Origin of the sequence: Achromobacter sp. MYb9, from assembly GCF_002975275.1 — a bacterium.
GTDB lineage: Bacteria > Pseudomonadota > Gammaproteobacteria > Burkholderiales > Burkholderiaceae_B > Achromobacter.
In genome coordinates this window covers 19,008-41,177 of record NZ_PCOQ01000013.1, presented here as the reverse complement: position 1 = coordinate 41,177, position 22,170 = coordinate 19,008, and the positions used below count along the sequence as shown (strand labels likewise).

The window sequence follows — 22,170 nt, the reverse complement described above, 5'->3', positions numbered from 1 at the left end:
ATCAATCGCGAAAGTTCTCGAACTGCAGGGGCAGGTCGACGTCGGTCTTCTTCAGTAGCGCGATGGCCGTTTGAAGGTCGTCACGTTTCTTTCCGGTGATGCGCAGCTTGTCGCCGTTGATCTGGGATTCCACCTTCAGTTTGGCGTTCTTGATGGCGGCGATCAGCTTCTTGGCCACCGGCTGCTCGATGCCCTGCTTGATGGTCACCTTCTGGCGCGCGCCGCCCAGGTTTTCCAAGGGGTCGGCCACATCCAGGCAACGCACGTCGATGCCGCGGGCCGACAGGCGGCCACGCAGGATGTCGAGCATCTGCTTCAACTGGAATGCGCTGGAGGCAACCTGGGTCACGACGAAGCCCTCCAGTTCGAACTTGGCATCGGTGCCCTTGAAGTCGAAACGGGTGGAAAGTTCGCGGTTCGCCTGGTCGATGGCGTTGGTGAGTTCGTGTTTGTCGACTTCGGAGACGACGTCAAAAGTAGGCATGACACGGGTCCTGTTGAGTAATGGGTGAAATGGGCGAATACCTAGGTATTGTCTATTTTACCGACCCCGCGCGGCCCGTGTCGTGCTCAAGCCGTCAGCACCAGCAGCCGCCCGGGCTGAAGCGGGTGCGCAATCACCTGGGCGTCGATGCCGTAGGCCAGATACAGGTTGGCCGGCGTCAGCACCTGGCTGGGCGTGCCCACCGAGATGCCCCGGCCACCACTAAGCAGCAGCAGGCGGTCACACCAGCGCGCCGCCAGATTCATGTCGTGCAGGATCACCAGTACGCCCGTATTGCCGGCGTGCGCCAGTTCCCAGGCGCGGCGCAGCAGGTCGGCCTGATGCTTCGGGTCCAGGCTGGCCGTGGGCTCGTCCAGCAGCAGGTAGCGCGCTTCGCCCGGGGCTCGCGCCGCATGGCATTGCACCAGCACCCGCGCGAATTGCACGCGCTGCTGTTCGCCGCCGGAGAGTTCGGGATAGCGGCGCCCGTCCAGATGCGCCACGTCGGCCAGCTCCAGCGCCTGCGTCACCCATGCGTCCACCTGGCCGGGCGGCAATTCGGGAAACGGATAGGCCCCCATGGCGACGACTTCACGTACATCCAGATCGAAGGTCAATCCGGGTTTTTGCGGCAACACGGCGCGTTGCCGCGCCTGCTGCCGGTGCGGCAACGCGGCAAGCGCGGTGCCGTCCAGGCACGCGTGGCCCGAGTCGGGGGTCAGCTCGGCCGCCAACGCGCCCAGCAGGGTCGACTTGCCCGCGCCGTTGGCGCCCAGCAGGCCCACGACTTCGCCTGGCCGGACGTCCAGCGACACCTCGGTCAGGATGCGCGCGCCCCCGCGGGACAGCGTCAGGTTTCGTGCGGCAAGGGTCATCCGATTCTCCTTCCGCGCGCCAGCAGCCACAGGAAGAAGGGCCCACCCACCAGCCCCGTCACCAGGCCAATGGGCAATTCGGCCGGCACGACCACCGTGCGGGCCGCCCAATCCGCCAACACCAGCGCCAACGCGCCCGCGATGACGGTGGCGGGCAGCAGCCAGCGGTGGTTGGCGCCCAGAGTCATGCGTACCAGGTGCGGCACCACCAGCCCGACGAACACGATGGTGCCCGTGGCGGCGACCAGCGGCCCGACGATCAGCGCGCTGGCCAGCACCAGCTTGGCCCGCACGCGTTTCAGCGCATAACCCAGATGCTGGGCCTCGCGTTCACCCAGCAGCAAGGCGTTCATGACGCGCCATTGGCTGACCAGCCAGACGCTGACGAGCAGGACCCAGGGGCCCAGGAAAGCCAGCAGCGCCCAGTTGGCCCCGCCCAGGCTGCCCATGTTCCAGAAGGTCAGATCGCGCAGTTGCGCGTCGGTGGCGATGAACGTCAGCACGCCAATAAGACTGAACGCCATCGCGGTGATCGCCACGCCGGCCAGCAGCAGGCCCGCCACACCCGGTACCCGGCGGCCGACCGCATAGGCGCACAGCGTCGCCAGCAGGCTGCCGATGAAGGCCGACGGCGCCGTGACCCAGAACCCGCCCGAAAACAGCACGATGGCGGCAACCGCCCCCAGCGCGCCGCCCGCCGAAATACCGATCAGGCCGGGTTCGGCCAGCGGGTTCCTGAACAGCGCCTGCATGGCCGCGCCCGATATCGCCAAGCCCGCCCCCGTCACCATCGCGAACAGCACGCGGGGCAGGCGGATGTCGATCAGCACATTGCGCCACAGGGCGTTTTCTGGCGTGGCCGCCCCCCATAGCAAGGAAGGCAGTTCGCGCAGCGGAATGGCCACCGCGCCATTGGCGGTGGCGGCCAGCGCCGCCAGCACCAACGCCGCGGTCAAAAGGCCCAATGCCAATGGCGCGCTAACGCGCCATGACATCCGCGACCTCCTTCTTCAGTTCAGTCAGCGCCAGCGGCAGACGCGGCCCCATACCCAGGATCAGCAGGTCGTCCATCACCACCACCCGCCGCTTGGCTGCGGCCTGCGTGGAGGCAATGCCCGGCAGGCGCAGGAAGGCCTCCATGCCGCCGCCCGCATCCAGCGAGGCCTGCGTCACCACGATCAGGTCGGGCGCCAGCGCGCCGACGGCTTCGGCCGACAGGGGTTTGTAGCCTTGCTGATCGTGCAGCACGTTGACCAGCCCCGCCAGATGCATGACTTCGTTGGCGGCCGTGTCGCGGCCCGCGCCTTGTGGCGACCCGGTGCGGTTGATAAGCAGCAACGCCCGGGCGCGCGTGGCGGGCAAGGCTTCGGCGCGGGCCAGTTCCCGCGTGACCTCGTCCACCATGCGCTCGCCGGCCGGCGCCACGCCCAACGCGTCGGCCACGCCGCGGATACGCGCCTTCAGTGAATCCACCGAGGGCGCGTCCGACACCGTCACGACCCGCACGCCCACGCCCTGCAGGCGTTTGAGCGCGTCCGGGGGCCCCGCCTGCTCCGACGCCAGCACCAGGTCGGGTTTCAGCGACAGCACGCCCTCCACCGGCACGGCGCGGTAATAGCCCACGCGCGGCAGTTTGGTGGCCGCCTCGGGATACAGGCTGGACAGGTCGTCGCCCACCAGCCGGCCGCCCTGCCCCAGGCCGTACACGATTTCCGTCACGCTGCCGCCCAGCGTCACCACGCGGCTGGGTTCGGCGGCATGCACGCCCGCCGCCATGACCCAGCCCAATGCAATTGCCAGCCACTTTTTCATCAACGGATCCTTAGGCGGCCAAGGGCGCGCCGCACAAGCTGATCATCAATTCGCGCCATCCGGTCAGTTCAGGCTTGCCCGGTTTGCGTTCGCCGAAGAACTGCACGATCAGGTCGCCATTGACCGCATACACCTCCAGCGACGTCACCCAGCCATCGGACGTGGGCTTGTTCACGACCCAGGCCGATGCGATGGCGGTGGTGTCCAGGTGCAGGTTGAACTTCGGGTCCAGCACGTTGTACCAGGGGCCGGTGCGGCGCAGCTGCTGCACGGGGCCGCTATGGATCTGGATCATGCCCCGGTTGCCCACGAAGCACATGATCGACAGGCCCGATTCCGCCGCCGATTGCAGCATGCGTTCAACGGATTCCGCCGGCACGGGCTGCGCCAGGTCTTCACCCGCCGCGGCCAGCGCGGCCAGGCGCGTCACCTTGAACTTGCGCAGCAGCGGGAAGAATTCATGCGTGTCCTTCATGGCCAGCCAGGCCTCGCGCCAGCCTGCCGCGTCTTCGACCTGCTGGGCATCGGTGGCGGGGGCATAGGCGGTGGTTTCCGGCCATTGCGGTTCGCCCGCGAATGTCGCGACCAGCGCCGCGTAGGCGGCGGCGTCCGTGGCATCGGTGCGATAGACCTTGTGCACGGCCACGCCGGCGCCGTCGAAGAACTGCAGGCTGTGGCGGCCGTCCTGCTCGACCGCCCAGGCCGACTTCCAGGCGCTGAAGAACACGCGCAGGTCGATGTCCGGCCCCAACACCAGGCCCACCGGACCATCCGCCTGGATGTCCAGGTAGGCGCCGTGGCGTTCGTGCACACACCAGTCGTTGCGCGTCAATGCCATCACTTCGCCCAGCGTGCCGAGTTCGCGGAAGATGGCTTGGGGCGTGCCGTGCAGCGCGGTCGCCTTCACGCCGCCACAACCGGCAGCAACCCATTCCGCTTCGGAGACGCCCAGCGCCTGGGCAAGGTTGCGAGCGCGCAATCCAGGTTGCGCGGCCGCCAATTCATCGTTGCGGATGCGCAGCGCTTGCGCGCGGGAGTTGAAATCTTGGTTCGTCATCGTAGGCCCTCCGGCCAGAGCAGAGCATTCTTGAAAAACCACCGCCAGCCCCGCATGCGGCCGGCGGTGGCGCGAAATCAATACTGGTACGTCAACGACACGCGCACGCTGCGGCCCGGTTCCGTATACCAATCCACCGTGCGCGGCAGCGCCTGGGTCCCTGCGGTGGGCACGTTGATGGCCTCCCAGTATTTCTTGTCGAACAGGTTGAACACGCCAGCCTGCACTTGCAGCCCCTTCACCGCCGCCGGGCGCCAATAGCCCATCAGGTCCACCACGCCATAACCCGGCGCCTGGAAGTCGGCATTGGCTGCCGCCGGCGGGCCATCGGGGTATTCGACCTTGTCGCGCTTGAGCGCGGTGGTCAACAGGGCGTCCACCCCCCACACGTCGCGGCCGTAGCCCACACCGACGATGGCCTTCAACGGCGCCACCGAATTCAGATGCTGCCCGGTGCCTTCGTCCTTGCCCACGGTCCATGCCACCGAACCCCAGGTGCGCCAGCCCGGCGCGAACTTCCAATGCGCGCTGGCTTCCGCGCCGTAGATGCGGACCTTCGCACGGTTGACGTTGCCCGTGATGCCCAGCGGATACTGCCCCGTCCAACCCGGCTGCCACTGCGGCGAGCTCGGGTTCAACGGCTGATTGGCATCGATGAAGTTCTGATAACGATTATCAAACAACGATACCGCACCGCCCAGGTCGTCGCTGCCCATCTTGGCGCCCAATTCCCAACCCTTGCTGGTTTCGGGCTTCAGATAGGGATTGCCCACGCGCAGATAGGTTCCGGGGCCACCGTAGTTGGTGTAGAGTTGGCTGGCGCTGGGCGCCTTGAAACCGTAGGCGTACTGGGCGTACAGGCTCAGTTGCTCGGCCGCTTTCCACGTGCCCAGCAGTTTGGGCGAGAAGCGGCTGCCACTGTTGGACGGCGGCAAGGCGCCTGCGTTGGGATTGCTTTCGTAGCTGGCGCTGGACTGCGGCTTCTGTTCATAGTGGTCGTAGCGCAGCGCGGGCATGACGGTATAGCGGCCGTCGGCGAAGCTGAATTCGTCTTGCACCCACAGGGCCCACTGGTTGCCCTTGGATTGCGGCACGTCGGCCTGGTTGGTGTGCAGCATGTCGCACGAACGCGGGCCGAACAGCGCAGGCAGACCCGGGCGCAACACGGGGCAATTGTCGTACCCGCTGGAGTTCTGCTCGGTCTTGTTGCCATACCACTCGCCGCCCACCGTCCACAGCTGCGACATCGAGGCGCCGCCCAGTCGTTTGGTAAGTTCGCCGTTCACGCCGAACAGCGTCTGCTGGATGGAGTTGCTGCGCCCGTAGGGGCCGCTGGGAAAGCCGTAGCGGAACGGATCGCCCGGGATGATGCCGGCGCGCGAATCCACACTGCGCACGCCGTCCAGGGAATTGTCCAGCCGCATCCGCTGCCAATAGACGACCGCGGTGGCGGTATCGATCAGGCTGCCTTCGCCGGGCGCCTTATAGGAATAATCGAACGACACGCGCTCGCGCTCGGTTTCCTTCCTGGTGCTGTTTTCGCCGTACAGGTAGCTGGTGCCCGCGCCTTGGTCGTACATGTTGTCGATGTCGGCGCGACGCTTGAAATATTCGCCCGTCAGGCCGAACCGGTGTCCGCCTTCGACGCGCTGCTGCAGCTTCATCAGGAAGCTCTGTTGGTCATAGTCTTCGGGGCTGGGCTGGCTGCGCTTGGGACCGTAGCCGCCGACATCACCACGGTTGTCCACGTCGTGCCCGTTGCGCACGCCGGCTTGCACCAGCCAAAACGTGTTGCTGTGGATCTGGCCCGCCAGCGCGGCGTTGGCGCCCCAACTGGCGTCGGCCGAATCGTAGTCGGTCTTGGCCAGCGCGCCGAAGGTCTTGCCGCCGGTCAGCAGGTCGGACGGTTCCAGCGTGTACAGGTCGGCGGTGGCGGACAGGGCGCCCGAGCCGCCGCCGGTCGCGTCGGCGCCACGCACGATGTCCAGCCGCGACAGGCTGTTGAAGTCCACGGCCTCCAGGCCGCCCTTCACGCCCCGCGCGCCGTCGTCCAGCCACGGCAAGCGGATGCCGTCCACGCGCGTCAGCACGCGATCCTGATCCAGGCCGCGGATGTTGATGCTGTTTGTCGTCCGGTTGAAGCTCACCCCTGCTTCGGCGCGCTTGCCCAGATCGCTCCAGTTCTTGATCTGAAGATCGTCCATCTTCTTGCGGTCGGTGCTGGTTTCCCAGGCGGGCGTCACGACCGCCCTCTCGCCTTCCACCTGGACCGGAGTCAGTAGCGTCACGCCGGGTTGCGGGGCCGCCAACAACACGAAGACCCCGGCGCTGCGCTCGTTCACCGCCAGCCCGCTGCCGGCCAGCAGCCGCTCGAAGCCATCACGCACGGAATACGTGCCCTCCAGTCCGCCGGAACGGCGTTGCCCCACCAGCGCGGCGTCGAACAGCACCGTCACGCCAGCGCGGTCGGCGAAACGCGGCAATGCCTCGGCAAGGGGGCCGGCCGGGATGCGGTAGCTGCGCGCGGCGGCTTGCCCCGACGCCTGCGCGGAGGCCTGCGCTTGAACGGTGGCTATCGGCAACATGGCACCGGCGATGGCGGCGAACGCCAAGGCGGCATGCACGGCGCAAGTCAGACGGGTCAACCGGACCTGCGCGTCCGGAGCGTTTCGGGAGCCGCTTGCGCGGCCGGCGGGGAGATAAGCCATGGTCGTCCTTTCGATCCAACGGGTATCGGCATTCGTTTGCCTATACAGACCATGACCCTCGTGAATCGCGAATCGGACAGCTTGGGCGTCACTATTTTGTAACGGCCGAAAATCACGCGGCCCCTTCCCGGGGCCCGATCGTCACCCAGTAGGCCGTGCGGTAGCGAACCTGCACCGGCAGCGTCGCCGGCAAGGCAGCCAGTACGGCGTCCGTGTCGTTCAACTGGAAGGCGCCAGAGATACGCAGATGCGCGATGGCCGGATCGCAGCGCAGCACGCCCGAGCGGTACCGCCCCAGTTCGGAGGCGAACGCGTCCAGCCGCAATTGGTTGGCGTACAGCACCCCGCGCATCCAGTCGCTGGCATGGGGATCGGCGGCCGACGGCGCCGACACGCCGTCCTGGGTCAGCCGGCCTTGCTGGCCTGCGGCAAGGCTGAGCACGCGGCCGGAATGCGCGCCGCCGCTGACGCGGACCTGCCCCTCCTGCACACTGATCTGGCATTGCCCGCCGTCCTGGCGCACGCAAAAGCGCGACGGCATCGCCTCGATATCGCCCAGGCTCGTGCGGACCACGAACGGCCGCGGCGCGGGCGAAGCATCCGCCACCGCGTGCACGGCGATCTCGCCCGACCGCAGCCGCACCAGGCGCGTCGCGGCGTCAAACGCCACATCCACTGCGCTGGCCGTGTTTAGATGCAAGGTGGAGCCGTCTGCCAGCGTGATGTCGCGCCGCTGGCCTGGCCCGCTGCGATAGTCCGCCGTCCAGTCCAGCGGGTCAGCGCGCCACGCGGCCCACCCGGCGGGGCCCGCCACCACCAGGGCCACCAGCGCCTTCAACGCCGCGCGCCGCTGCTGCAATTGCGGCCGGTTCAGGGTCGCCATGCCGAGTGCCGCCGGGATCAGGCCAAAGCGCTGGTTCACGCGTTGCGCGCGTTGCCACGCGTATTCATGTTCGGCCTTGCTGGCGCGCCACTGGTCGCAGGCATGCACGTCCGCATCGGTCGCGCGGCCCGAACTCAGCCGCAGCAGCCAGCGCGCCGCCTCGCGCGCCACATTGCGCTCGACGGCGGGCAGCTCGCCAGCCGGCGCGCTCACGCCACCGCCATGATGCATTGCTCGAACCCGCGCGTGATGTAGCGGTGGACGGACCGTAGCGACACATTCAGCCGTTCGGCAATTTCGCCGTGGCTCAGCCCTTCCAGCTGCGCCAGCAGGAACGCCTGGCGCGCGGGCCGGGACAGCCCGGACAGCATTTCATCGATCTCCTGCAGCGTTTCCAGGATGATCAGGCGATGTTCGGCCGACGGCGCAACCGCTTCCGGCATCAGCGCCAGCGCTTCCAGGTAGGCGTCTTCAACCGAGCGGCGCCGGTGATGATTCAGCAGCAGCCGCTTGGCGATCGTGGTCAGATAGGCGCGCGGTTCGCGCAGTGCGTCCAGCTCGTGGCGGTGGCGCAGCACCCGCACGAACGTGTCCTGGGCCAGGTCGGCCGCATCAAAGGTATTGCCCAGTTTCGCCCGCAACCAGCCCTGCAGCCATCCATGATGCGTGCGGTACAAAAGTTGAACGGCGTCGCCTGAAGCGAGTACAGGGTTCGGCACGACGGGCTCCCAGAACGCTATGTACAAATAGAAATCAATCTCATTCTAAATGCAAAACCATGATTCCGGTCAAGTCCGCGCAAGATTATGTTGCGGCGATATGATGGGGACAGACCGGGCGGCATTCCGCGGCCCTTCCCTTGCAGGCAGCCCCCATGTTCTATAGCGTCGTGAAGTTCATCCATGTGATCGCCGTGATCCTATGGGTCGGCGGCATGCTGTTCGCGCACTGTTTCCTGCGGCCGGCGGCCGCGCAACTGGAACCGCCGGTGCGCCTGAAACTGATGGCGTCGGTGCTGGGCCCCTTCCTGAACGCCGTGCTGTGGGCGATTGTGTTGATCCTGCTGACGGGCATATCGATGATCGGCCAGGAGGCCAGCCAGGCCTCGCGCACGGGCGGCGCGTTTTTCATGCCGCTGGGTTGGACGCTGATGGCATCGGGCGGGATCGTGATGATGGCCATCTTCGGCCATATCCGTTTTGCGCTCTACAAGCGTCTGGCCGCCGCGGTCGCCGCGGGCGATTGGCCGAAAGGCGGCCAGGCCATGGCGGGCATCCGCCGCTGGGTGGGCGTGAACCTGGTGCTGGGCATCGCCATCGTGGCCATCGTCTTCATGATCTAGCGCTGGCTCCGGCCGCCGGCTCCGCGCGGATACCGGCCGCCGCCGCCACCTATCGGCCAAGTGGGGACTGGTATCGGGATTCTTTCGACTGGTGCAATACCCCGTACATCCGCAGTGGCCACACTGCGGATGACTCTCGCGGGTCACGTCAACAACGACAAGGGATTCCCCATGATCAAACGTGCATTCCACCTGGCCGCCCTCGGCCTGTTCGCCACCTCGTTCGCCGCCCAGGCCGCCGCGCCCATCGACAACAGCGCCCTGGACAAGCCCGAGTTCCGCGCCCACAAAGCCACCTACGGCGTGGTGTACCGCCTGCCGCAGGACGTCAACGCCGTCCTGGACGCCAAGATCACCGGCACGCTCAAGCAGGATCTGCTGGCGCTGGGCCTGAAGACCGAGGCCGAAACGCCCAACATGCCGCACGTCACCGTGGTCCACATCCACAGCGCCGATCCCGAGACCCCCGCCCGCATGCTGCGCGCGCTGCCCAAGCCGCCCGCCCCGCTGCAGGTCACGCTGAAGACCTTCTACCCGACGGAAGCCGCCAAGGGCGCCGGCCATCCGTGGTGGCTGGATCTGGGCGTCGTCAAAAGCGGCCAGGGCTTTGAAGACATGATGCGCTACAACACCGCCGCGACCGCCGCGCTGGCCCCCTTGCGCGACGGCCCGCTGCCACGCGTGACGGGCCCCGTCTACGCCAAGATGAGCGACGCGGGCAAAAACCTGGTCAAGACCATGGGCGTCAGCGGCGTCAACATCATGCAGGACGGCAAAGAGGCGCGCGCCCACAACCCGCACACCACGCTGGTCTACAGCATGGCGATCTACGACACCCGCTTGCAGGACGCCATGAAGCAAGAGTCCGACAAGTTCAATGCCGTGCTGCCCGACGGCATCAACACCACGTTCAAAGACGTGTCCATCGTTGAAATCGGCTTTGCCGGCAACGTCGTGCGCGAGATCTACCGCGTCAGCCTGGAAGACGGCTCGGTGATCGACGTGGCGACGGGCAAGAAGGTCGGCTCCTAGCGCCATCCGCTGCGGGCGAACCGGACGCGCGACGGTCGGACACGGCGGCTGAATAGCCGACCGAATAGCCGACCGAATGCTGCCATTTCGTGGCAGCATTACGCATCCGGTTCCTTCCCCCCGCCATGTCTCGCACCGAACGACTGCTGGAGCTGCTCCAGACGCTGCGCCGCCACCGCCTTCCCGTCAGCGGCCACCGGCTGGCCGCCGAAATGGGCATCAGCCTGCGCACGCTGTACCGCGATATCGCAACGCTGCAATGCCAGGGCGCCGAAATCGAGGGCGAACCCGGCGTGGGGTACGTGCTGCGCCCCGGCTTCATGCTGCCGCCCTTGATGTTCAGCACCGAAGAGATAGAAGCCTTGGTGCTGGGCACGCGCTGGGTGGCCGGCCGTTCCGACGAACGCCTGGGTCTGGCCGCCCGCAATGCCCTGGCCAAAATCGGCGCGGTGCTGCCACAGGAGTTGCGCGACGAGCTGGACGCCATTCCGTTGCTGGTCGCTCCCAGCGCCAGCGCGGTCATCGACCGCGTGGACGTGGCGCTGATCCGCCAGGCGATCCGCAACGAGCGGAAACTGGAGATCCAGTACCGCGACGACAAGGGATCGGATTCCGCCCGCGTGATCTGGCCCTTCGCGTTGGGCTTTTTCGACAGTGTGCGGCTGGTCATGGCCTGGTGTGAACTGCGCCAGGACTTCCGGCATTTCCGCACCGACCGCATCGCCGCGCTGACTGCCGGCGACCGCTATCCCCGGCGCCGTCACGCCTTGCTGAAAGAGTGGCGCGGGATCCACCAGGAGCCGAAAAAAGCCTGATGCACACTACTGCCAAAAACTGACAGTACCCCTGCCTAACATGAGCGCATCAACCACCAGGAGCGCCTCATGTCCGATACCAACTACGTCCTCTTCTACGTCGAAAAGCCCCAGGCCAGCGCCGCCTTCTACAGTGCGCTGCTGCAACGCGAACCGGTCGAGAATTCGCCCACGTTCGCCCTCTTCGTGCTGGATTCCGGCCTGAAGCTGGGATTGTGGTCGCGCTACACGGTGGAGCCGGCTGCGGCCGGCCGCGGCGGCGCGTCCGAACTGGCCTTCGCCGTGGCCGATGTCGACGTCGTCAACCAGCGCCACCGTGAATGGAGCCTGCGCGGCCTGCCCATCCTGCAAGCCCCCACCGACATGGACTTCGGGCGCACCTTCGTCGCGCTGGATCCCGACGGGCACCGTCTGCGCGTGTTCTCGCGCGCCCCTGCCTTGAACGCGGCAGACGAACGCATCGCAGCGGCCCAAGCCAGTTGAGGCCAGCGCGGGCTTGCCGGCATGCCGAGCACGCCCGCGCCCCATTCACGACGCCGTCGAATACAGGTCCGTCATGAATTGCGTGGACTTGATGCCGGTGCCGGTCAGCAGCACGACCGTGCGCTCGCTGGCCTGGATCGCGCCACGCGCTTGCAGTACGTCCAGGGCCGCCGCCGCCGTCGCGCTAGTGGGTTCGGCGTACAGGCCGGACAGCGCCAGGCGCTTCACTGCCGCCACGATGTCCGCTTCCGGCACCGCCACGGTCTGTCCGCCACTGGCCCGCACCGCCTGCAACACCTCGCGCAAGCGCACCGGATGCTTGATGGCCGTGCCTTCAGCGACGGTGGGCAGCACCTGGCGCGGCACCGCCTCGTCTTGCCCCGCCTGAAAGCTGGCGTCCACAGGCGAGCAATTCAACGGCTGCGCCACGAACAGCCGGGGCAGGCGGCGGATCTGGCCCGCAGCCAGCAATTCGGCGAAGCCGATGGCGCAACCCAGCACGTTGCTGCCCGCGCCCGCCGGGATCACGACGTTATCGGGGGCCTGGAAACCAAAGTCTTCCCACATCTCGTAGGCGATCGATTTGGTGCCCTGCAAAAAGAACGGCTGCCAATTGTGGCTGGCGTAGAAGATGTCTTGTGAAGCCCGGATGGCTTCGGTCTGCGAATGCTCGCGCGGACCTTCCACAAGCCGCACGTCGGCGCCGAATGCGCGGATCTGCGCCACTTTGGCAATGGACGTATAGGCCGGCGCGAAAATGGTCACGCCCATGCCCGCCGCCGCGCCGAAGGCAGCGATGGCCGCGCCGCCGTTGCCCGAGCTGTCCTCGGCCACCGCCGGGATGCCGATCTGGCGCAGCCATGACAGCATGACCGCCGCGCCCCGATCCTTGAAGCTGCAGGTGGGGTTGAACCATTCCAGTTTGAAATGCGGCCGCAGGCCGCCCCAAGCGCGTTCGACCATCGGCGTGCCGCCCTCCCCCATCGACACCGGCGTTGCAATGTCCTGCGGCAACGCGGCGCGATAGCGCCAGATCGAGCGGTCGCGGGTATCGATGTCGTCGCGCGAAATGCCCGGCAACGCCGAAATCATCAGCGGCGTCTGGGCGTCGGAGCACCAGCGTGCGTCAGTGATCGGATAGCGTCCGCCGGAAAGCGGGTCCACATAGAAGGGCTGCGGCATGATGAAGAGAAATAAGGCGGGAAAGCCGTCAGTCTAGGCCGGGCGCCCGGCACTGCGTTGCAATATCATGTTGCGATAATCGCAATGGAGAATCCGCATGGAACGAGGCGCGCTATGGGAATACCAGGTGTTCTGCGCCGTGGCCGAACGCCAGAGTTTCGTTCTGGCCGCCCGCTCGCTGGGCGCCTCGCCCAGCGCCGTCACCCGGGCCGTGCAATCGCTGGAGCGCCAAGTGGGCGCGCAGCTGCTGTTGCGCAGCAAAAGCAGCGTGGTGCTGACGCCGCAGGGCGAAAGCTATTTCCAGTCGGCGCGCGAGTTGCTGCGCCTGGAAGCGCAAGCGCGAGACGACCTTCAAGACGCGCAGGGCGGCGTGCAGGGCCGCGTGCGCTTTTCAGCGCCGGACCTGCTGGGCGTGGCGCTGCTGCCCGCCGTGCTGCGGCAGTACGCGGACGCCCATCCCGGCGTCAGCATGGACATCCTGTATACCGACAAATGGGTGGACCCCATCGCCGAAGGCCTGGACTTTGCGATCCGAGGCGGGTTCCCGGCCTCCAGCGACTTGCTGGGCGCGCACCTGTGGCCCTACGACCGGCTGTTGTGCGCCAGCCCGGACTACGTGCGCCGCAGGGGTCTGCCCCGCGAGCCCGAAGACCTGAAAGCGCATCGCCTGGTGATGCACACCGGCCCCCGCGTGCTGAAGGACTGGCACCTGCGGGACGACCAGCGCATTGTGCGCATGCACGCCGAACCCGCCGTGCGGGTCAGCAGCGGCAGCGGCTTGATGGCGATGGTCTTGCAAGGCATGGGGATCGCGCGGCTGGCGGATTGGGCCGCGCAGCCGGAAATCGAACGTGGCGCCCTGGTGCGCGTGTGTCCGGCGTATACCGTGACCTCGGCCCAGGGCGCCGCGCCGCAAATGCACGCCGTGTACGCGTCGCGTTCGCTACCGGCCCGCGCCCGCGCCATGCTGGCGGCGATCCGGCAATGCGCGTCCGGTCCGGGGCGGCAGGCCAGGCGGTAACCCGGGCTGCAACACCCGCGATGATCCGGGCGCGGTTGGCGGCTCGGGTCACCCTTGCTGGTCGCGCGCCTGCAGCAGCAGCGTTTCGCCGCTTTTCTTGAACAGCAGGAAATACAGCGCGGCCAGAATCAGCAGGAAGGGAACGCCAAAGACCAGCGTCATCTTGAACACGCCGGTGAAGGCCGTCGTGACCAGAATGGCCAGCATCGCAACCGCGCCCAGCAGCGTCAGCGCCGGAAAGCCCGGCATCCGAAACGACAGCGCAGCGCCTCCTTCCCGCGCCCAACGGCGGCGGAAGAAATAGTGCGTGACGAAGATCATCATCCAGGTGAACAACGCGCCGAACATCGAAATCGCCATCATCAGCGTGAACGAGGTCTCGGGGTACAGCGCGTTCAACACGGCCGCGATGGCGATCCCGCTGGTGGACAGCAGCAGCGCGTTCAGCGGCGTGCCGCTGCGGGTCAGCCGGCCGAACGCGGATGGCGCGTGCCCGGCGCGAGACAGGCTGAACATCATGCGCGTCGTGATGTAGAGCTGGCTGTTCATGGCGGACAATGCCGCCACCAATACGATGAAATTGATCACGCCTGCCGCGCCGGGAATCTGCAGCGCCTGCATCACTTTCACGAACGGGCTGCCGCCCTTGCCGGCTTCGTCCCACGGCACGATGGCCAGGATCAGCGCCAGCGTCAGCAGGTAGAAGACGACCAGCCGGACGATGGTGGCGCGGAACGCCTTCTTGACGGCGCGTTCCGGGTCCTCGGCTTCGCCAGCGGCCACCGCGATCATCTCCACGCTCAGGTAGCTGAAGATCGAGATCACCACCGCGACCCACATGCCCCACACGCCATTCGGGAAAAAGCCGCCGTGCGAGGTATACAGCGCCGTGCCGTATTGCGGATTCCCCCAGACCACATACGCGCCCAGGATGATGAAGGCCACGATCGCCGTGATCTTGATGGTCGAGAACCAGTATTCAATGGTGCCGAAGGCCTTGACGCTCATCGCGTTGATCAAGATCAGCGCCGCCGAAAAAACGCATACCCACTGCCAACCCGGCACGCCGGGGAACCAGAACTTCATGTACTCGGCCACCGCCGTCACTTCCGTGCCCACCGCCAGCACCACGCACGACCAGTACGCATAGCGCACCAGAAAGCCCGCCAGCGGACCCACGTAATGCTCGGCATAGGCGCCGAAGGAACCGGATGTGGAATGCGCCACCGTCATTTCGGCCAGGCAGCCCATCAGCAGCAGCGTGATCACCCCGCCTATGGCGTAGCTGATGATCACGCTGGGCCCGGCAAACCCGATGGCGAACTTGCTGCCCAGGAACAAGCCCGTGCCGATGGCCCCGCCGATGGCGATCATGCTCATCTGGCCCGAGGTCAGGCGCCGCTTCAAGCCTTGTTCGCGCTGGGTGATCTGGCCGAAGCCCTGTTGCTGCTTTTGCATTGTCTCCTCCTTGTACTGCGCTCTTTTTCTGGATGTAGGACCGATTGGGCCCGCGCGATAAGGCAACGCGTCAGGGCGTTCAGGTCACGGCGGACCGCTGCTTGAATTCAGGCTTGTCCCAGGCGCGGCTGTCCAGCACGTCTTTCAGGATATCCACCGCGTCCCACACGTCGGCGTAGCCGAAATACAGCGGCGTCAGGCCAAAGCGCAGCACCTCGGGTTCGCGATAGTCGCCGATCAGGCCGCGCGCGATCAAAGCCTGCATCACCTCGTAGCCGTTGGGGTGGCGGAAACTGACATGGCTGCCGCGGTCGGCGTGCTGGCGGGGCGTGACGAGCGTCAGCGGATGGCCTTCGCAGCGTTCTTCGACCAGCGCGATGAACAGGTCGCCCAACGCCAGCGACTTGCGGCGCACGTCGGCCATGTCGGCGGCATGGGCCACGTCCAGGCCGCATTCCACCAGCGACAGCGACACGATGGGCTGCGTGCCGCACAGGTAACGGCGGATGCCGCCGGCGGGTTCATAGGCCACGGCCATGTCGAACGGGCGGGTGTGGCCCCACCAGCCGGACAGGGGCTGCCAGAAATCCTGCGTGTGGCGCGGCGCCACCCAGATAAAGGCCGGCGAACCCGGGCCGCCGTTCAGGTACTTATACGTGCAGCCCACGGCGAAATCGGCGTTGGCGCCGTTCAAGTCGACCGGCACCGCGCCGGCGGCATGCGCCAGGTCCCAGATGGTCAGCGCGCCACGTTCGTGCGCCAGGGCGGTGACGGCGGCCATGTCGTGCATCTGGCCGCTGCGGTAGTTCACGTGCGACAGCAGCATCACGGCGACGGAATCGTCCAGCGCCTTGTCCAGCGGCAGCTCGTCATCGATCAAGCGCATTTCGTACCCCTGCTGCAGCAGGTCGATCATGCCCTGGATCATGTACAGATCGGTCGGAAAGTTATCGCGTTCAGACAGGATGACGCGGCGCGCCGGTTGTTTTTGCTGCTGGATGCGCAGCCCGGCGGCCAGCGCCTTGAAGATGTTCAGCGACGTGGTGTCGGTCACGACCAGTTCGCCTTCGCGGGCGCCCAGCAGGCTGCCCAGCTTATCGCCCAGGCGGGCGGGCAATTCGAACCAGCCGGCGGTGTTCCAGCTGCGGATCAAGCCGGTGCCCCATTCCTGCGTGATCACGCCAGCGGCGCGGGCGGCGGCGGCCTTCGGCATCACGCCCAGGGAATTGCCGTCCATGTAGAGCACGCCAGGCGGCAATTCAAAACGCGCTTTCAGGGCGGCCAGGGGGTCTTTCCGGTCTGCGGCGACGCAGTCTTCACGCGTAGTCATGCAATGCTCCTTCGGGCAATATCCTGCAAAACAGGATAGCAGCGCGCCGGGGCCGAAATATTGCAAATCCGGGCGTGGCTTACCCTAAGATTCCGCAGTAAATTGCATGGAACCCGGATTTTTAGAATTGGATTGCACCATGCAACTAGACGCGATTGATCAGCGCATCCTGTACCGCCTGCAAGAGAACGGCCAACTGAGCAATCAGGATCTGGCCGAACAGGTCGCGCTGTCGCCGTCGGCCTGCCTGCGCCGCGTGCGGGCGCTGGAGGAAGGCGGGATGATCCGCCAGTATCGCGCGGTGCTGGACGCCGAGAAACTCGGGTTTGAACTCGAGGCCATCGTCCATGTGTCGTTGGACCAGTCCCGCCCCGGCTGGCACGAAGCCTTCCTGGCCGGCATCGCCGCGCACGACGAGATCACCGAAGCCAGCATCGTGACCGGGGCCTCAAACTACATCCTGACGGTGCGCACCCGCAACCTGTCGGCGTTTTCCCAATTCGTGGAAGACAAGCTGAGCAAGATCGCCGGGGTACGCGACCTGTGTTCGCATATCGTCATGCGGAAAGTGAAAGACCGGGGCGGCATGCTGCCGCTGGCCGGTTGGCGATGACACCGTTCTTTCGTTGCGCCCTGTCCGCCACGCTCAGGCGGGCGTGCCGTAGCGCAGAAAGCCGAACACCGTGACGAAATGGCAAGCCGATCCGCCCATCACGAACAGGTGCCAGATGCCATGGGCGTGGCGCCAGCGCTTGTCGTTGACGTAGAACAGCGTGCCGATCGTATAAGCCGCCGCGCCCGCCAGCAGCCAGGCCAGCCCCGCGGATGACAGGGCGCCCGCGATCGGGGCGGCGAACATCACCCCCAGCCAGCCCATCGCCAGATACAGCGGCAAGGCGGGCGCCGCGCCGCGCGCCCACCACAATTCCCGGCTGATCCCGACGGCGGCCAGCAGCCAGATCGCCACGCCCATCGCCGCGCCCCAGCCGTGGGCAACCGGCCCGAACGCCAGCGGGGTATAGGTGCCGGCAATCAACAGATAGATGGCGCAGTGGTCGGCCTTGGCCCAGCGCGCCTTGTTGCGGCCGCGGGTGCAGTGATACAGCACCGATGACGCGTAGACGGCGATCATCGACGCCGCGAACACCACGCAACTGACGATCTGCCGGGTATCCACCTTCAGCTCGGCCGCGCGCGTGATCAGCCATCCGGACGCCCCCACGGCCAGGGCCAGGCCAGCCAGATGGGTCGCGCCGTTGAATCGTTCGCCCTTATACATAATGAGCCCCCTGTCAGGACACCGGAACCCCGGTGTCCGCCATGATGTCCCCTTCCTGTGACAACCTGAGGTCAGGAGGGTCGCCGGGGCAGCGCGAACCCGTCAGGCGATGAAATCGACGGCGGCGGGAAAGCCCTCCACCGCGCGTGCCGCGAGGATGGCGCGCTGCACCGCGATCGCCATCGCCTCCGCCGCCATGACGCCCAGCAGCATCACGTTGCCCGGTTTGCCCAGGGTGCCGGTGCCCAGCGCGAAGATCGTGTCGCCGTCCATCATCGTGTGGATCGGGTTGATGGTGCGGGCCAGGCCGTCGTGGGCCATGCCGGCGATCTTCTGGGCCTGCGCCTTGGTCAGGGTGGCGTCGGTGGCGACCACGCCAATGGTGGTGGCGGTGCCGGGGCGCATGGCATTGGGCAGGTCGCCCGCCAGGATGGCGGCGCGCGTGTCCAGCAGATGCTTGCCGTCGGCGGTGCGCGCGCCGGCCAGGATGCGGCCGGTGGCGGGGTCCAGCACGTCGCCCACCGCATTCACCGCCACGATCGCGCCGACCGTCACGCCCGCCACCGTCAGCGACGCGCTGCCGATGCCGCCTTTCATGGCGCGCTTGGCGCCATACAGCTTACCCACCGTCGCGCCGGCCCCGGCGCCGACATTGCCCTCTTGCGGCGCGTCGGTGGCGGCCGCCTTGCAAGCCTGGTAACCCGCCGCCGCATCGGGCCGGATGGACGCATCGCCCACGCCCAGGTCGAACAGGATGGCGGCCGGCACGATGGGCACGTGCGCCACGCCCACATCAAAGCCGATCTTCTTTTCTTCCAGGTAGCGCATGACGCCGGTAGCGGCGTCCAGGCCGAACGCGCTGCCACCCGACAGCACGATGGCATGCACCTTGTCCACCATGTTCATGGGATTGAGCAGATCGGTCTCGCGGGTGCCGGGCGCGGCGCCGCGCACATCGACCCCGCCCGTGGCGCCGGCCTCGGCGATGATGACCGTGCAGCCGGTCGGGCGCCGGGTATCGGTGTAATGGCCCACGCGCAGGCCCGATACCTGGGTAATGCTGCCCCCGCCCGGCGTCAGCCGCAAGCCGTTGCCGCCTTGCGCGGGCATCACCCCGGCAAACGCCGCCGCGCCCGCCGCCGCCATCATGAACGCCCGCCTGTTCCATTGCTGTTCCACACCATTCTCCCTCGCCATGCCGATTGAGTGCGCCCGGCGCGGACCGCGCCGGGCGTGCGTAACCTTATGACTTGCCGCTATATTTTTACTATTCCTTATGCTTTGTGGAAAAATAGACGCGTTGTTAGAGTGCGGCTAAGCCGGAGGGCATTGCACACCCGCAAGCTCTCCAGAATGACACCGATCATCCGTGGAGCATTGCCATGAAACTCTTCCGCTCGCTGTTCATCGCCGGCCTTATCCAGGCCGCCGCCCTGACCGCTGCCCACGCCCAGTCCGGCCTGGACCAGATCAAATCCGCCGGCACGTTCAAGATCGGCACCGAAGGCACGTATGCGCCCTTCACCTTCCACGATGCATCGGGTCAGCTTACCGGTTTTGATGTGGACATTGGCCGCGCCATCGCCGAACGCCTGGGCGTGAAGGCTCAATTCGTGGAAGGCAAGTGGGACGGCCTGATCGCTGGGCTGGACGCCAAGCGCTACGATGCCGTCATCAACCAGGTCGGGATCACCGACGCGCGCAAAGCCAAATACGATTTTTCCGATGCCTATATCTCTTCGGCAGCGGTGCTGATCGTGCGCGACGACAACACCACCATCAAATCATTTGCCGACCTGAAGGGCAAGAAGTCGGCCAATACGCTGACCAGCAATTTCGGCAAGCTGGCGCAAAGCCACGGCGCGGAAGTGATTGCCGTGCAGGGTTTCAACGAAGCCATTGACCTGCTGACCTCGGGCCGCGTGGAAGCCACGGTCAACGACAACCTGTCGTTCCTGGACTTCAAGAAGCAGAAACCCAACGCGCGGGTGAAAATCGCCGCCACCGACAAGACCGCTGAATTCAGCAATTCCGGCGTGCTGATCCGCAAGGGCAACCCCGAGCTGCAAGCCGCCATCAACAAGGCGCTGGCCGACATCAAGGCCGACGGCACCTACAAAACCATATCCGTCAAATATTTCGGCACGGACCTGTCGGCGCAATAAGCGACGGGCACGCACATGACGCTACCCTCCTGGCTGCAAGCCGTCATGCCCGATTGGCTGCTGGCGCAAATCGGGTCGTGGACCGTGCCGGCCTGGGTGCAGTTGATGGCCGACTCGTTCTGGCCGCTGCTGCACGCCGGGCTGGTGTTCACGGTGCCGCTCACGCTGATGTCTTTCGCGCTGGGGCTGGCGCTTGCGTTCGTGGTGGCGCTGATCCGGCTGTTCGGCCCGGCGCCGCTGGTGGCGGTGGTGCGCTTCTATGTGTGGCTGATCCGCGGGACGCCGCTGCTGGTGCAGTTGTTCGTGATCTTTTACGGCCTGCCCAGCGTGGGCATCGTGCTGGACCCGCTGCCCGCCGCGCTGATCGGCTTCACGCTGAACGTGGGCGCCTACAACTCGGAAGTCATCCGCGGCGCCATCGAATCCATCACCAAGGGCCAGTGGGAAGCGGCGTACTCGCTCAGCATGACGCGTGGCCAGGCGCTGCGCCGGACCATCCTGCCGCAGGCGGCCCGCGTGGCGGTGCCGCCCCTGTCGAATTCGTTCATCGCGCTGGTCAAGGACACGTCGCTGGCGGCGGTGCTGACCGTGCCCGAGATCTTCCAGGCCGCGCAACGCATCGCGGCCGTCACCTATGAACCGCTGATCCTCTACACCGAGGCCGCGCTGATCTATCTGGTGTTCAGTTCCGTCCTGTCCGCCGCGCAGGTCCGCCTGGAACGGCGTTTTGGCCAGCACGCCGTGTTCTCCGAGAAAAGCCGATGATCCGCCTGCAGAAAATCGAAAAATCCTTCGGCGGAAACCTGGTGCTCAAGCAAGTGGACGTGAGCATTGCCGAAGGCAGCGTCACCGCCTTGATCGGCCCGTCGGGCAGCGGCAAAAGCACGCTGCTTCGTTGCGTGAATCTGCTGGAAGTGCCCGACCGCGGCACGCTTTCCATCGGGCCCGAAACCGTTGAATTCGAACCGGGCCAAAAGTTGGCGCGCGATCAGGTGCAGCGCGTGCGCAAGCAGACGGGCATGGTGTTCCAGAACTTTCAGCTGTTTCCGCACCAGACGGTGATCGGCAATGTGATGGAAGGGTTGCTGACGGTGCAGAAGTGGCCGCTGGACCGCGCCCGCGCCCGTGCCGAAGAACTGCTGAAGAAGGTCGGCATGGCAGAAAAGGCCGACGCCTGGCCCGCCAACCTGTCGGGCGGCCAGCAGCAACGCGTGGCGATTGCCCGCGCGCTGGCGCCCGCGCCCCGCGTGCTGCTCTGCGACGAGCCGACCTCTGCGCTGGATCCCGGGCTGGCCGCCGAAGTGGTGGACGTGCTGCGCCAGTTGGCCACCGAGGGCATGACCATGCTGATGGCCACGCACGACCTGCGCCTGGCCGCCAGCGTATCGCGCGAAGTGGTGTTCCTGCTGGATGGCGTCGTCGTGGAATCCGGCGAGTCCCGGACGCTCTTCTCGCGCCCCACGGATCCGCGCACCGCCACGTTCATCTCGACCCTGACGCAGGACGCGACGCCGTAGGCCGCGTTGCCGCCGGGTTACTTCGGCGGCAGGTTCCCCGCCGGGTCGACCGCCTGGCCGTCATAGCGCAATTCGAAATACAGCCCGACCTGCTTGCTGTCGCTGTTGCCCATTTCGGCGATCTTCTGCCCTTGCTTCACGCTCTGGCCTTCCTTGACCAGCAGCTTGCTGTTATGGGCGTAGATGCTGAGGAAGCTGGCGTTGTGCTTGATGATGACAAGGTGGCCATAACCCCGCAGGCCACTGCCCGAATAGGCCACCGTGCCGCCCGCCGCGGCCACTACCGGCGTGCCGGACGAATTTGAGATGACGATGCCGTTGGATCCGCCGCCGTCATAGCCGCGCGTGACCTTGCCCTGGGCCGGCCACACCAGCGAGATCGCGCCCGGCGGCGCGGTGCGCCGCTTCGTCGACGAGGACGTCCGCGGCGACGACGCGGCGGGTTTGGACTGCGCCTTGCCGGAGGCGGACGTGCTGGCCTGCCCCCCAGGCGGCGCCACCCGCAGCATCTGCCCGACCTCGATGGAATTCGAGTTCGACAAGCTGTTCCATCGCACCAGGTTGCTGACGCTGGTGCCCTGCTTGCGCGCGATCTGCGTCAACGTGTCGCCCGACTGGACCCGGTAGTAGCCGGGCTGAACCTTGGTGGTGCCGCAAGCGGTCAGCAAGACCAGCAAGGCCACGACCACGGCGCCCATCCAAAGCCGCCCGAACGGGCGAAGCCGTC

General features: G+C 66.5%; 23 protein-coding genes. 9 read left to right on the top strand and 14 right to left on the bottom strand.

Annotated elements, in window-relative coordinates; translation table 11 throughout:
• Position 1: 1 nt before the first annotated feature.
• From CQ050_RS18670 to CQ050_RS18635, 8 genes are all read right to left on the bottom strand, one after another.
• Positions 2–484 carry a YajQ family cyclic di-GMP-binding protein gene (locus CQ050_RS18670; protein ID WP_006222631.1) on the bottom strand — a complete coding sequence of 161 codons (483 nt, stop codon included), beginning with the start codon at positions 482–484 and terminating at the stop codon, positions 2–4.
• An 86-nt stretch (positions 485–570) separates the two neighbouring features.
• Positions 571–1,359, bottom strand: a complete 789-nt coding sequence (locus CQ050_RS18665) for a heme ABC transporter ATP-binding protein (RefSeq protein WP_105558328.1) — start codon at positions 1,357–1,359, stop codon at positions 571–573.
• Positions 1,356–2,354, bottom strand: coding sequence for an iron ABC transporter permease (locus tag CQ050_RS18660; protein ID WP_199196866.1), 999 nt, complete (start codon positions 2,352–2,354; stop codon positions 1,356–1,358). Before CQ050_RS18660 ends, CQ050_RS18665 begins: the two co-directional genes overlap by 4 nt.
• Entirely contained in the window at positions 2,338–3,171 is an 834-nt protein-coding gene (locus tag CQ050_RS18655; RefSeq protein WP_105558327.1) for a hemin ABC transporter substrate-binding protein, read from the bottom strand. Before CQ050_RS18655 ends, CQ050_RS18660 begins: the two co-directional genes overlap by 17 nt.
• 10 nt (positions 3,172–3,181) lie before the next feature.
• Positions 3,182–4,228 carry a hemin-degrading factor gene (locus CQ050_RS18650; RefSeq protein WP_105558326.1) on the bottom strand — a complete coding sequence of 349 codons (1,047 nt, stop codon included), beginning with the start codon at positions 4,226–4,228 and terminating at the stop codon, positions 3,182–3,184.
• A gap of 77 nt (positions 4,229–4,305) precedes the next feature.
• Positions 4,306–6,936, bottom strand: coding sequence for a TonB-dependent receptor (locus CQ050_RS18645; RefSeq protein WP_105558325.1), 2,631 nt, complete (start codon positions 6,934–6,936; stop codon positions 4,306–4,308).
• Between the two features lie 112 nt (positions 6,937–7,048).
• On the bottom strand, positions 7,049–8,050 hold the full coding sequence (locus CQ050_RS18640) for a FecR domain-containing protein (RefSeq protein WP_105558324.1): 1,002 nt from the start codon (positions 8,048–8,050) through the stop codon (positions 7,049–7,051).
• Positions 8,029–8,538, bottom strand: coding sequence for a sigma-70 family RNA polymerase sigma factor (locus CQ050_RS18635; RefSeq protein ID WP_105558323.1), 510 nt, complete (start codon positions 8,536–8,538; stop codon positions 8,029–8,031). Before CQ050_RS18635 ends, CQ050_RS18640 begins: the two co-directional genes overlap by 22 nt.
• A 155-nt stretch (positions 8,539–8,693) precedes the next feature.
• Between CQ050_RS18635 and CQ050_RS18630 the strand changes: the two genes are divergently transcribed.
• The 4 genes from CQ050_RS18630 to CQ050_RS18615 all read left to right on the top strand — a co-directional run bounded on the left by CQ050_RS18630 (position 8,694) and on the right by CQ050_RS18615 (position 11,491).
• Complete coding sequence (locus tag CQ050_RS18630; RefSeq protein ID WP_105558322.1) at positions 8,694–9,161, top strand: CopD family protein; 468 nt, start codon at positions 8,694–8,696, stop codon at positions 9,159–9,161.
• 171 nt (positions 9,162–9,332) lie between these two features.
• Positions 9,333–10,193, top strand: a complete 861-nt coding sequence (locus CQ050_RS18625; protein WP_105558321.1) for a hypothetical protein — start codon at positions 9,333–9,335, stop codon at positions 10,191–10,193.
• A gap of 125 nt (positions 10,194–10,318) precedes the next feature.
• Positions 10,319–11,008 (top strand): YafY family protein, encoded by a 690-nt coding sequence (locus CQ050_RS18620; RefSeq protein WP_105558320.1) that lies wholly within the window; start codon positions 10,319–10,321, stop codon positions 11,006–11,008.
• Between the two features lie 69 nt (positions 11,009–11,077).
• Positions 11,078–11,491, top strand: a complete 414-nt coding sequence (locus tag CQ050_RS18615) for a VOC family protein (protein WP_105558319.1) — start codon at positions 11,078–11,080, stop codon at positions 11,489–11,491.
• Between the two features lie 45 nt (positions 11,492–11,536).
• On the opposite strand, the gene CQ050_RS18610 is transcribed toward CQ050_RS18615, so the two are convergent.
• Positions 11,537–12,673, bottom strand: a complete 1,137-nt coding sequence (locus CQ050_RS18610) for a pyridoxal-phosphate dependent enzyme (protein ID WP_105558318.1) — start codon at positions 12,671–12,673, stop codon at positions 11,537–11,539.
• 97 nt (positions 12,674–12,770) lie between these two features.
• Between CQ050_RS18610 and CQ050_RS18605 the strand changes: the two genes are divergently transcribed.
• Positions 12,771–13,694, top strand: coding sequence for a LysR family transcriptional regulator (locus CQ050_RS18605; RefSeq protein WP_105558317.1), 924 nt, complete (start codon positions 12,771–12,773; stop codon positions 13,692–13,694).
• 48 nt (positions 13,695–13,742) lie between these two features.
• Here CQ050_RS18605 and CQ050_RS18600 read toward each other — a convergent pair whose 3' ends face one another.
• Positions 13,743–15,152: an amino acid permease gene (locus tag CQ050_RS18600; RefSeq protein ID WP_105558316.1), complete on the bottom strand. Its 1,410-nt coding sequence runs from the start codon at positions 15,150–15,152 to the stop codon at positions 13,743–13,745.
• A gap of 79 nt (positions 15,153–15,231) precedes the next feature.
• Positions 15,232–16,482 carry a kynureninase gene (gene kynU, locus CQ050_RS18595; RefSeq protein ID WP_105558315.1) on the bottom strand — a complete coding sequence of 417 codons (1,251 nt, stop codon included), beginning with the start codon at positions 16,480–16,482 and terminating at the stop codon, positions 15,232–15,234.
• 139 nt (positions 16,483–16,621) lie between these two features.
• Between kynU and CQ050_RS18590 the strand changes: the two genes are divergently transcribed.
• Complete coding sequence (locus tag CQ050_RS18590) at positions 16,622–17,095, top strand: Lrp/AsnC family transcriptional regulator (RefSeq protein ID WP_105558314.1); 474 nt, start codon at positions 16,622–16,624, stop codon at positions 17,093–17,095.
• 33 nt (positions 17,096–17,128) lie between these two features.
• Here CQ050_RS18590 and CQ050_RS18585 read toward each other — a convergent pair whose 3' ends face one another.
• Together CQ050_RS18585 and CQ050_RS18580 are read right to left on the bottom strand one after the other, a co-directional pair.
• Positions 17,129–17,761 (bottom strand): hemolysin III family protein, encoded by a 633-nt coding sequence (locus tag CQ050_RS18585; protein WP_105558313.1) that lies wholly within the window; start codon positions 17,759–17,761, stop codon positions 17,129–17,131.
• Between the two features lie 102 nt (positions 17,762–17,863).
• Positions 17,864–18,958 carry a P1 family peptidase gene (locus tag CQ050_RS18580; protein WP_199196865.1) on the bottom strand — a complete coding sequence of 365 codons (1,095 nt, stop codon included), beginning with the start codon at positions 18,956–18,958 and terminating at the stop codon, positions 17,864–17,866.
• Between the two features lie 185 nt (positions 18,959–19,143).
• Here CQ050_RS18580 and CQ050_RS18575 point away from each other — a divergent pair, with 185 nt between their 5' ends.
• The 3 genes from CQ050_RS18575 (at position 19,144) to CQ050_RS18565 (ending at position 21,443) form a co-directional block, all read left to right on the top strand.
• Positions 19,144–19,926, top strand: coding sequence for an amino acid ABC transporter substrate-binding protein (locus CQ050_RS18575; RefSeq protein WP_105558312.1), 783 nt, complete (start codon positions 19,144–19,146; stop codon positions 19,924–19,926).
• Between the two features lie 84 nt (positions 19,927–20,010).
• Positions 20,011–20,691, top strand: coding sequence for an ABC transporter permease subunit (locus CQ050_RS18570; RefSeq protein ID WP_054423301.1), 681 nt, complete (start codon positions 20,011–20,013; stop codon positions 20,689–20,691).
• Positions 20,688–21,443, top strand: a complete 756-nt coding sequence (locus tag CQ050_RS18565; RefSeq protein WP_105558311.1) for an amino acid ABC transporter ATP-binding protein — start codon at positions 20,688–20,690, stop codon at positions 21,441–21,443. Before CQ050_RS18570 ends, CQ050_RS18565 begins: the two co-directional genes overlap by 4 nt.
• A 17-nt stretch (positions 21,444–21,460) precedes the next feature.
• Here CQ050_RS18565 and CQ050_RS18560 read toward each other — a convergent pair whose 3' ends face one another.
• Positions 21,461–22,141 (bottom strand): peptidoglycan DD-metalloendopeptidase family protein, encoded by a 681-nt coding sequence (locus CQ050_RS18560; RefSeq protein WP_105558310.1) that lies wholly within the window; start codon positions 22,139–22,141, stop codon positions 21,461–21,463.
• Between the last annotated feature and the right edge of the window lie 29 nt (positions 22,142–22,170).

What these genes read in the sequence shown, in the direction of transcription:
- CQ050_RS18585 (WP_105558313.1), bottom strand. Translation starts at nt 17,761, where the DNA reads ATGTATAAGGGCGAACGATTCAACGGCGCGACCCATCTGGCTGGCCTG.
- CQ050_RS18665 (WP_105558328.1), bottom strand. Translation starts at nt 1,359, where the DNA reads ATGACCCTTGCCGCACGAAACCTGACGCTGTCCCGCGGGGGCGCGCGC.
- CQ050_RS18660 (WP_199196866.1), bottom strand. Translation starts at nt 2,354, where the DNA reads ATGTCATGGCGCGTTAGCGCGCCATTGGCATTGGGCCTTTTGACCGCG.
- CQ050_RS18650 (WP_105558326.1), bottom strand. Translation starts at nt 4,228, where the DNA reads ATGACGAACCAAGATTTCAACTCCCGCGCGCAAGCGCTGCGCATCCGC.
- CQ050_RS18575 (WP_105558312.1), top strand. Translation starts at nt 19,144, where the DNA reads ATGAAACTCTTCCGCTCGCTGTTCATCGCCGGCCTTATCCAGGCCGCC.
- CQ050_RS18565 (WP_105558311.1), top strand. Translation starts at nt 20,688, where the DNA reads ATGATCCGCCTGCAGAAAATCGAAAAATCCTTCGGCGGAAACCTGGTG.
- CQ050_RS18615 (WP_105558319.1), top strand. Translation starts at nt 11,078, where the DNA reads ATGTCCGATACCAACTACGTCCTCTTCTACGTCGAAAAGCCCCAGGCC.
- CQ050_RS18590 (WP_105558314.1), top strand. Translation starts at nt 16,622, where the DNA reads ATGCAACTAGACGCGATTGATCAGCGCATCCTGTACCGCCTGCAAGAG.
- CQ050_RS18600 (WP_105558316.1), bottom strand. Translation starts at nt 15,152, where the DNA reads ATGCAAAAGCAGCAACAGGGCTTCGGCCAGATCACCCAGCGCGAACAA.
- CQ050_RS18645 (WP_105558325.1), bottom strand. Translation starts at nt 6,936, where the DNA reads ATGGCTTATCTCCCCGCCGGCCGCGCAAGCGGCTCCCGAAACGCTCCG.
- CQ050_RS18620 (WP_105558320.1), top strand. Translation starts at nt 10,319, where the DNA reads ATGTCTCGCACCGAACGACTGCTGGAGCTGCTCCAGACGCTGCGCCGC.
- CQ050_RS18640 (WP_105558324.1), bottom strand. Translation starts at nt 8,050, where the DNA reads ATGCATCATGGCGGTGGCGTGAGCGCGCCGGCTGGCGAGCTGCCCGCC.
- CQ050_RS18610 (WP_105558318.1), bottom strand. Translation starts at nt 12,673, where the DNA reads ATGCCGCAGCCCTTCTATGTGGACCCGCTTTCCGGCGGACGCTATCCG.
- CQ050_RS18630 (WP_105558322.1), top strand. Translation starts at nt 8,694, where the DNA reads ATGTTCTATAGCGTCGTGAAGTTCATCCATGTGATCGCCGTGATCCTA.
- CQ050_RS18625 (WP_105558321.1), top strand. Translation starts at nt 9,333, where the DNA reads ATGATCAAACGTGCATTCCACCTGGCCGCCCTCGGCCTGTTCGCCACC.
- CQ050_RS18580 (WP_199196865.1), bottom strand. Translation starts at nt 18,958, where the DNA reads ATGGCGAGGGAGAATGGTGTGGAACAGCAATGGAACAGGCGGGCGTTC.
- CQ050_RS18560 (WP_105558310.1), bottom strand. Translation starts at nt 22,141, where the DNA reads ATGGGCGCCGTGGTCGTGGCCTTGCTGGTCTTGCTGACCGCTTGCGGC.
- CQ050_RS18605 (WP_105558317.1), top strand. Translation starts at nt 12,771, where the DNA reads ATGGAACGAGGCGCGCTATGGGAATACCAGGTGTTCTGCGCCGTGGCC.
- CQ050_RS18655 (WP_105558327.1), bottom strand. Translation starts at nt 3,171, where the DNA reads ATGAAAAAGTGGCTGGCAATTGCATTGGGCTGGGTCATGGCGGCGGGC.
- kynU (WP_105558315.1), bottom strand. Translation starts at nt 16,482, where the DNA reads ATGACTACGCGTGAAGACTGCGTCGCCGCAGACCGGAAAGACCCCCTG.
- CQ050_RS18670 (WP_006222631.1), bottom strand. Translation starts at nt 484, where the DNA reads ATGCCTACTTTTGACGTCGTCTCCGAAGTCGACAAACACGAACTCACC.